Origin of the sequence: Staphylococcus pasteuri (assembly GCF_030547725.1) — a bacterium.
Taxonomy (GTDB): Bacteria; Bacillota; Bacilli; order Staphylococcales; family Staphylococcaceae; genus Staphylococcus; species Staphylococcus pasteuri.
The window spans coordinates 1-230 of record NZ_JAUOQO010001100.1; the positions used below are offsets into that span (position 1 = coordinate 1).

The 230-nt window shown below is 46.1% G+C and carries 1 protein-coding gene; it reads left to right on the forward strand.

Annotated elements, in window-relative coordinates; all coding sequences use genetic code 11:
- Nucleotides 1–230: hypothetical protein (locus tag Q4528_RS16550; protein WP_303522893.1), on the forward strand; the 230-nt coding region annotated here is incomplete at both ends.

Here is a 230-nt window from a genome sequence, read left to right on the forward strand (position 1 = left end):
ATTTAAGTGATGTGGTCGCTGTGCGTTGTTTAAGTCAGTACTTTTTAGTGGCTGGTTTTAGCTTTACTCTGCCGCGATTTATGGCCTGTTATTTAGCCGCATTGGCACAGTTAAGTCATCAAACTTACCTGCGAGTATCTGACTCACGGGCTGAGTTGGTCAACGGTTTGCGGTTGGCCGAAAATGTCTGCCAATCTAATCATCACGCTCCAGTTATCCCTTCCCATACC